Source organism: Nocardiopsis listeri (assembly GCF_020741345.1).
Taxonomy (GTDB): domain Bacteria; phylum Actinomycetota; class Actinomycetes; order Streptosporangiales; family Streptosporangiaceae; genus Nocardiopsis; species Nocardiopsis listeri_A.
Genome location: NZ_DYZD01000297.1, coordinates 1 through 5,100, shown reverse-complemented (window position 1 = coordinate 5,100; position 5,100 = coordinate 1). Strand labels below are relative to the sequence as shown.

5 protein-coding genes are annotated in these 5,100 nt (G+C 70.3%); 3 read left to right on the top strand and 2 right to left on the bottom strand.

The annotated features are described in order from the left end of the window. Window positions 1–65 precede the first annotated feature (65 nt). Complete coding sequence (locus tag K8V84_RS15910) at window positions 66–1,829, top strand: serine/threonine-protein kinase (protein ID WP_304075664.1); 1,764 nt, start codon at window positions 66–68, stop codon at window positions 1,827–1,829. A 9-nt stretch (window positions 1,830–1,838) separates the two neighbouring features. Here the strand turns inward: K8V84_RS15910 and K8V84_RS15905 are convergent, their stop codons facing one another. Together K8V84_RS15905 and K8V84_RS15900 are read right to left on the bottom strand one after the other, a co-directional pair. Beyond that, entirely contained in the window at window positions 1,839–2,540 is a 702-nt protein-coding gene (locus K8V84_RS15905; protein WP_304075661.1) for a response regulator transcription factor, read from the bottom strand. Beyond that, window positions 2,537–3,712 carry a sensor histidine kinase gene (locus K8V84_RS15900; RefSeq protein ID WP_304075658.1) on the bottom strand — a complete coding sequence of 392 codons (1,176 nt, stop codon included), beginning with the start codon at window positions 3,710–3,712 and terminating at the stop codon, window positions 2,537–2,539. Before K8V84_RS15900 ends, K8V84_RS15905 begins: the two co-directional genes overlap by 4 nt. A gap of 179 nt (window positions 3,713–3,891) precedes the next feature. Between K8V84_RS15900 and K8V84_RS15895 the strand changes: the two genes are divergently transcribed. Further along, window positions 3,892–4,134, top strand: coding sequence for a hypothetical protein (locus K8V84_RS15895; RefSeq protein WP_304075657.1), 243 nt, complete (start codon window positions 3,892–3,894; stop codon window positions 4,132–4,134). Between the two features lie 96 nt (window positions 4,135–4,230). Beyond that, the gene (locus K8V84_RS15890) at window positions 4,231–5,046 is read left to right on the top strand and encodes an NAD(P)H-binding protein (RefSeq protein ID WP_304075654.1); all 816 of its coding nucleotides are present in this window, start codon (window positions 4,231–4,233) and stop codon (window positions 5,044–5,046) included. Window positions 5,047–5,100: the final 54 nt, after the last annotated feature.

Here is a 5,100-nt window from a genome sequence, read left to right as displayed (position 1 = left end):
CCCCCGCCCCATCCCCGATCACGCTCCTGCCCGTCCCGCACGGGCCCTCCCGAGGAATGCGAAATATGAACAGTTCGGAAGCCGACCCCGGCCGTGTCCTGGTCAACCGCTACCGTCTGGACGAGGTCATCGGCGAGGGCGGAATGGGACGTGTCTGGCGTGGGACGGACACCCTGCTCGACCGGACGGTGGCGGTCAAGGAGCTGACCACCCCGCCCCACCTCCCCGCGCACGAGGTGGAGGTCCTGCGCACCCGCATGATCCGCGAGGCGCGCAGCGCCGCCCAGCTCAGTCACCCGACCATCATCACGGTGTTCGACGTGGCGGAGGAGGACGGCCGTCCTTGGATCGTCATGGAACTGGTGGACGGCCCGTCCCTGGGTGACGTCATCCGGGACCAGGGGCCGGTCTCGATCGAGCGGGCCGCGAACATCGGTGAGCAGATGGCCGCGGGGCTGGCGGAGGCGCACGGCCACGGCATCGTGCACCGTGACATCAAGCCCGGCAACGTGCTCATCGCGGGCAACGACCGGGCGGTCCTCACCGACTTCGGCATCGCGCACCTGGACGGCTCCACCCACCTGACCAGTACGGGCCTGCTCATCGGTTCGCCGAGTTACCTCGCGCCGGAGATCGCGCACGGTCGCTCCGCCACCCCGGCCTCGGACATGTGGGCCCTGGGCATCACCCTCTACCAGGCGGTGGAGGGCGCCCTGCCCTTCGACCGACCCACCCCGATGGCCACCCTGACGGCCATCGTCACCCAGGACCTCCCGGAGACCCCCAACGCGGGCGCGCTGCGACCGGTCCTGGAGGCCCTGTGCGAGAAGCGACCCGAGGACCGCCCCTCGGTCACCGAGGTCCGCTCCCTGCTGCTCGGCGTCCGCGACGGCGAGAGGGCCTCCTCCCCGCTCACCGCCACCGCCTTGGCCACGCCCCTGCCGGCGGACGAGGCTCCCTCCGAGGCCGCTACGGAGGAGGAACCGGAGTGGAACCCGGTGACGAGCTCGGGCACGGTCCACCGGACGGTCAACGCCACCGAGTCCGCCCCGGTGAAGGAGCCCGCGGCCCCTGCCGCCTCGGGTGCGGTGACGAACAGGCCGCGCGGCAACGGGAAGAAGCGCTCCCGCGTCGGAGTGCTGGTGGCCGCGGCGCTCACGCTCGTCCTGCTGGTCGGGGCGGCGATCACCACCCTCTACGTCAGCGCGAACCGGCCCGGCGACACCGCCGCGATCACCGGGGGATCGGAGTCCGAGGAGGACTCCGGATCCGACCGGGCCGACGAGGCCGGCGCCGGGGGCACCGACGAGGAGAGCGAACCGGAGGAGGAACCCTCCGAGGACGACGCGGAGGCTTCGGAGGACGAGGAGGCCGAAGAGGACGAGGACGACTGGGACTTCCTCACCCGTCACGAGGACTCCAGTGGGTTCGCCGTCGACGTTCCCGAGGACTGGGACGTCGAGCGCGACGGGCACATGGTCTACTTCCGTAACCCCGACGGCGGGTACCTGCTGGTCGACCAGACCGACAACCCCAATCCGGACGCCGGCGATGACTGGCGCGACTTCGAGCCCACCGGAAGTCGGAACTTCTCCGAATACTCGCTCATCGGGATCGAGGACGTGGACGCCGGCTGGGCCGACGACTACGTCAGCGCCGCCGACTGGGAGTTCACCTTCCAGGGGAAAAAGGAGAGGATGCACGCCATCAACCGGGGTTTCCACACCAAGGAGAAGGGCTACGCGCTGTTCCTGGTGAGCCCGGAGGACCCGGCGGTCAACCACGCGCTCCTGAACCGCATGTCCGAGACCTTCGAGCCCGCCGGCTGAACCCCCGCCTCAGTCCCGGCTCCGGTCGCCGTCGGGGTCCAACAACTCCGCGTCGTGCACCAACAGCGCGATCTGCACCCGGTTGTTGAGCTCCAGCTTGGTGAGGACGCTCGACACGTGGGTCTTGACCGTCGGCACGCTCAGGAACAGGCGCGCGGCGATGTCGGCGTTGGAACGGCCCTCGCCGACCGCGACCGCGACGTCGGTCTCGCGGGCGTTCAGCACGGCCAGGCGCCGTCGAGCCCGGTCCGCCCGCTCGCTGTGGTCGCCGTGCGCCACCCGGTGCATGAGCCGTCGCGTCACGGCGGGGGAGAGAACCGGGAAGCCTCGGGCCACCCGGCGGACCGACTCCACGATCTCCTCCGGTGGAGTGTCCTTGAGCAGGAACCCGGCCGCGCCCGCGCGCAGGGCCCGCAGCACGTGTTCGTCGGCGTCGAAGGTGGTGAGCACCAGCACCTCCGGAGCGTCCGGCATGGCCCGGAGCCGTTCGGTGGCGGTGAGCCCGTCCATGGTGGGCATCCGGATGTCCATGAGCACCACGTGGGGAGAGTGCTCGCGGACCAGCTCCTCCACCTGACCGCCGTCCTCGGCCTCGGCCAGCACCCGCAGGTCGGGGGCGCCGCCCATCATCATCACCAGGCCGACCCGCACCAGGGCGTCGTCGTCGACGATCACCACGCCGATCCGTCGCTCTTCGTCCTGTTCGCTCATGCCGTCCACGGTAGCCAGGCGGTGAGGTTCCAACCGCCGTCCTCGGCGGTTCCGTACTCCAGACGTCCCAACGCCAACGAGACCCGTTCGGACAGGCCGACCAACCCCTGGCCGGATCCCGCTCCGGTGGACACTCCGCCCTCGAAGGCCCGGCCGGGTGGTCCGTTGGCCACCGACACACTCAGTCCCTCTCCCGGCGCCCCGAAGACCCGCACGCGGGTGTCGGCCCCCGGAGCGTGCTTGCGGGCGTTGGTGAGCGCCTCCTGGACGATCCGGTAGGCCGTGCGCCCGGTCCGCTCCGGCACCTCGCCGGTGTGCTCGTCGACGAACTCCACCGTGACACCGGCGTCGCGGGCCTCATCCACCAGCTGCGCCAGGTCCGCCAGGGTGGGCTGGGGCAGTTCACCCACCGGGGCGCGCAGCACCCCGATCACCTCGCGCAGGTCCTGGAGGGCCTGGTGGGCGCTCTCCCGGATGACCTTGGCCGAACGGGCGACCTCCTGGGCCGGGGCGTCCGGCCGGTACTCCAAGGCGCCGGCGTGCACGCTGAGCAGGGACAGCCGATGCCCGAGCACGTCGTGGATCTCGCGGGCGATGGACTCACGGACCCGGTGCTGGGCGTGTTCGGCCCGAAGCTCCGCCTCCGCCTCGGCGTGCACGGCCCGCTCCCGCAGTGATTCGAAGAGTTGGCGTCGATGCTGCACGGAGATCCCCCACCCGGCGACGGCTCCCTGGAAGACCGCGCTGAGCAGGAACATCACCAGGAACGGGGCGTGGGTGTCGGGGTGCAGGGCCACGTTGACGAAGGAGGCGACGAAGCTCAGACCCAGCACGCACAGGCCCACCTTGGGCGGTCGATGTACGCACAGGGAGAACAGGGCCGCGAGCATGGCCCCGCCCATCAGGGGGAAGACCGCCGACAGCACCACGAGTACCACCGCGATCCGCACCGGCCACCGGCGTCGCCACCACAGGGCCGTGCAGGACGCCAGGGCGATGAGTTGGTCGGCGATCCGGAACGGCTCCGGTACCGAGGGCGGTGGCGGGTCTCCGGGAAGGGTCATGGCGCCGATCAGCCCGAACCCCAGGGCGACCAGGAACATCAGGGAGTCCACGACCCAGTCGCGCGCGCTGCGCCGGTGCCGCTGCCCGGACGGGGCCGTGTCGTTCATCGTTTCCGGAGTCTACGAGCGCGCGAGCGCCGGTGGGGCCGCCACAGAGCGGACTCGGTACCGAAGGCCGGTCGAGCGATACTTTGGTCGAGAGCCCCGGGCCACGGCGCAGACCTTGGTTCACCGGCCCCATACCTGCGCCCGATCCATCGCCTGGCGCGCCTGCCTAGGCTCGAAGCATGCGCAAGTCACTGCAGAGCGTGGGCCTCCTGCTCACCGTCATGGGGGTCAGCGGGGTGATCGACCACCTCTGGACCCAACCGATCCTGGGTATCGTGCTCAACGCGTTCAACCGCTTCGTCGTGGAGCGGGTGCCCGGACTCCAGGAGAATGCGATCCTGGCCAACCTGGGGTTGTCCGCCGTCGGAATCCTGCTCATCGTGGTGACCGAAGCACTCTCCCGGACCCGAAGCGCCACCTGAATCCCATCGCTCACGTCGTTTCACGCCCGTTTCACGCTCGAGACTAGGTAGCGTCAACAGGCGGAGCAGTCGCGCGTGAAGCTGGGAGAACACCCGATGAGCACTTTGGTCACCGGAGCCACCGGACAGGTGGGCCGACGTGTCCTGACCGAGCTTCGCAGCCGCGGCCTGCCCGCCGTCGGGGCTTGCAGGGATGGGGAGGTCCGTCTGGACTGGACGGACACGAGTAGCTGGAAAGCGGCGCTGGAGGACGTGGAGAGACTCTTCGTGTCCGTGCCCATGGCCGGGGGCCTGACCGAACGGGCGGGCGCCTTCCTGCAACAGGCGTCCGAGTCGGGGGTGGGCACCGCGGTCCTGATCACCGCCATGGGCGCCGAGGACGGTCCGCCCGACTCCGAACAGCGTCACCTGGAGTCCAGGGTCCGTGAACTGTTCGGCCACTGGACCATCGTGCGTCCCAACTGGCTGGATCAGGACTTCACCGAGGGGCTGTTCGCCCGACTGGCGCGCGCCCGCAACGGCCGACTGGAACTTCCGGTGTCCAAGCGTGCCGCCGTCAGCTTCGTGGACGCCCGGGACGTGGCCCACACCATCGTGGCCGCCCTCACCGATGACGCGCACCACGAACGCGAGTACACCCTCACCGGTCCCGTCCCGGTCACCTTCCGCGAGGTGGTCAAACGAACGAAGGGGACCGAGAGCCCGGTGTGGCGGTACAAGAAGGTCGACGAGGCCGGCTTCTACTTCCGGGCGACGAACATGGGCTGGTCGGAACGGTACGTGGACACCCTCAACGCACGTTTCCGCGCCATCGCCAACGGCCGGGCCGCCAGGGTCACCGAGGACGTGCGCCGTGCCCTGGGCCGCGACCCCGTCCCCATGGCCAAGTTCGTCCGCGAGGCCGTCATCTAAAGACCCGGACGGACACGACCCCGGACGGTGGGCCGTCCGGGGTCGCACCGGTTC